This window comes from Arsukibacterium sp. MJ3 (genome assembly GCF_000987765.1).
GTDB lineage: Bacteria > Pseudomonadota > Gammaproteobacteria > Enterobacterales > Alteromonadaceae > Alishewanella.
The window spans coordinates 1-2,507 of sequence record NZ_LAHP01000051.1 but is presented as its reverse complement, the minus strand read 5'-3'; the positions used below and the strand labels follow the sequence as shown (position 1 = coordinate 2,507).

Below are 2,507 nucleotides of genomic sequence, written 5' to 3'. Positions count from 1 at the left end.
CTAAGTTGGAAGCGTTTGACCGTGCGGTGTTAACCACCAGTATGATGCAACTTTAGGCAGATACTTGCAGAGCGATCCAATAGGGTTAGCGGGTGGGTTAAATACATGCATCTATACAATTAATAACCCGATTCGATATATAGATCCATTGGGGCTCGATATACACGTTTGTTACTATTCATCGTCTCCAACGCATGTTGGAGCTGGTGTTAACAGTAACGATACGTTTGGGAGAAGAACTCAAAATGGCGGTATGTTGAACGTTTCAGGTAGAGTTTCAAGAGATTTAGATAATAACGATAAATTAACACAAAGTTGTAAAGTTATAAAATCCACACCAGAACAGGATCAAGCATGGGAGAAATATCAGGCGGATAATATCGCCAACCCAGGTCTTTATAATTTAACTAGCAGAAGTTGTGTTGATTATGTTAGAGATGGATTGATAAATATATTAGGCATGAATCCTGGTAATGGAGATTTTCCTAGCGATTTATATAATAGTATAAATAGAGTTGAGCCAGATATTATAACAAGACCTAGTAGAGGTGGCCTGCTTTGAAATACTTTATTTCTTTAGTGATTTTTGCTTTTATGTTATTTGCATTGTCTAGTTTTTATTGCACTTTTTATTTCTGTGGATATTCGGATGCTAGCATAGCAAAAGTGTTGTTTACAAAGAAAGAGAATGCGGCTAGAGCATTGCCAAAAGCAAAATCGCGAGGTCTGTCTTTTGTTCAGCATGTAATAGATGGTGACTTGTTAATTTCACCTGAATTTTCTTTTCCACATCACTTAATTTATCTTATTGGCAGCTTGGCTCCAGATAAAATTGAAGATTTAATTGATTGGGCCAATAAAGCATTTGACTCACCGAGAACGTTGCACGAGAAATATGCTGCATTATCAGTACTGGTAATGTTGGATGACGCTGCTAGTGCAAAGCTTATTGATGATTTTATCATGAAACATGGTGCTGGCTTTTATCCGGATTATGATGAGATTTCTGAGTTATTAATTATCTCGCAGTATTACAGAAATGATCCATTTAAGTTGCTTGAATTAATGAGCTTTGAATCTATATCTATAAACTATTATTTACGGAGGGTGATTGCTGATGCGCTTCAGATGCATATTGGTGATATTAAAGTTCAAGAAGTATTGATAACACTGCTAACGGAAGGTCGGGTTGGCGATGAAGTGATAAATTTACTTGCCCAGGTTTTAGACGATTCTGATATAGAGTCGATGGTTAAAGTATTTGAAATAAAAATGAATGGAGGCACACCTGGTTTTTTGTGCGAGAAGGTATCTACAGGGAAATACAGCTGCGGTTATAAATGACGGTAGCTGAACTGTATTAACTATGCGGTTGTGTCTGAAATTTTTTGTGCGACCGCTTAGATCGACCACATTTTTATGATCGCAACCACCTTACTGTAGGTTGCAGTACATTGTCGACATGGCGCAGTAATACTCGCGGCAGGCGTCGACCAAACTGCCATAACACAGGTTACGGCACAGCCGTAGGCAGCCCAAGGCATGGCGTAAAATCAGCTCTATCGCCCCTTCAGCAAAGGTATTGCTGCCCAGTTTCACCTGCTCCAGCTCGTGCATTAAGTACTACTGCCACTATGAAGTGTTAACCTTACTGGCTAGGCGTGCCTAATGGCTGCCATCCAGAATGCGCACGATTTCGCGAGTATTTTCATACAACTCGATAATGGTATCTTCAATCTGTACGCTGATAATGCCAACAGCCGCTGGCCGCTTAATAACCTGGCCGCGTTGGTAATAGTCTTGTGCCGGGAACTGGCCAGGCGCCAGTTTTTTCTGCCAACCGGGTGGCAAAGGCTGGCACCGGTGGCAAGTGCAGAGCAGGGGTTTCGTTATAAAGCCAAGATGGTGGTGTTAGGTAGCATTGAAAATCCTGTGCTAGGGATACTTAACCATCAGGGTGAACAGCTAGATTTAAGTGATTGCCCGTTATATCCGGCCAGCTTTGTGCCAATATTTACTCTTTGCAAAGCTTTTATTTCACGCGCTAAGTTAACTCCCTATGATATTGACAACCGCCTGGGCGAGCTGAAATATATCTTGCTCAGTCAAAGTCTGCACAGTGGCCGCTTTATGCTGCGCTTTTTGCTTCGTTCCAAAAACTGTCTGGCCTCTATCGTCAAGCATGTACCCTGGTTATTGCAACAAATACCAGAACTTGAGCTCGTTTCGGTAAATTTGCAGCCAGTGGCTGCAGCCGTGCTGGAAGGTGAAGAAGAAATTATACTCATAGAGCAACATGTGCTGGCCGAGCAGCTAAACCATGTACCGCTTTATCTTCAACCGCAAAGCTTTTTTCAAACCCAACCCGTTATGGCAGCCAGCTTATACCATACAGCCGCCAGTTGGGTTGCTGAACTGCAACAGCAGCAGGGCGAATTTAAACAAATTTGGGATCTTTTTTGCGGGGTGGGTGGTTTTGGTTTGCATCTGGTAAGGCCTGGCCAGAA

2 protein-coding genes and 2 pseudogenes are annotated in these 2,507 nt (G+C 42.1%); 3 read left to right on the top strand and 1 reads right to left on the bottom strand.

Going from position 1 to position 2,507, the window contains the following annotated elements:
* Positions 1-49: 49 nt before the first annotated feature.
* Positions 50-562, top strand: a pseudogene (locus tag VT06_RS18665) (RHS repeat-associated core domain-containing protein); the annotation flags it as partial.
* Positions 559-1,344: a hypothetical protein gene (locus tag VT06_RS16550; protein WP_046555433.1), complete on the top strand. Its 786-nt coding sequence runs from the start codon at positions 559-561 to the stop codon at positions 1,342-1,344. The pseudogene VT06_RS18665 and the gene VT06_RS16550, both read left to right, overlap by 4 nt.
* A 90-nt stretch (positions 1,345-1,434) precedes the next feature.
* Here VT06_RS16550 and VT06_RS16545 read toward each other — a convergent pair whose 3' ends face one another.
* Positions 1,435-1,617, bottom strand: coding sequence for a hypothetical protein (locus VT06_RS16545; RefSeq protein ID WP_046555432.1), 183 nt, complete (start codon positions 1,615-1,617; stop codon positions 1,435-1,437).
* Between the two features lie 51 nt (positions 1,618-1,668).
* On the opposite strand from VT06_RS16545, the pseudogene VT06_RS16540 reads away from it, so the two are divergent.
* Positions 1,669-2,507, top strand: a pseudogene (locus tag VT06_RS16540) (hypothetical protein); the annotation flags it as partial.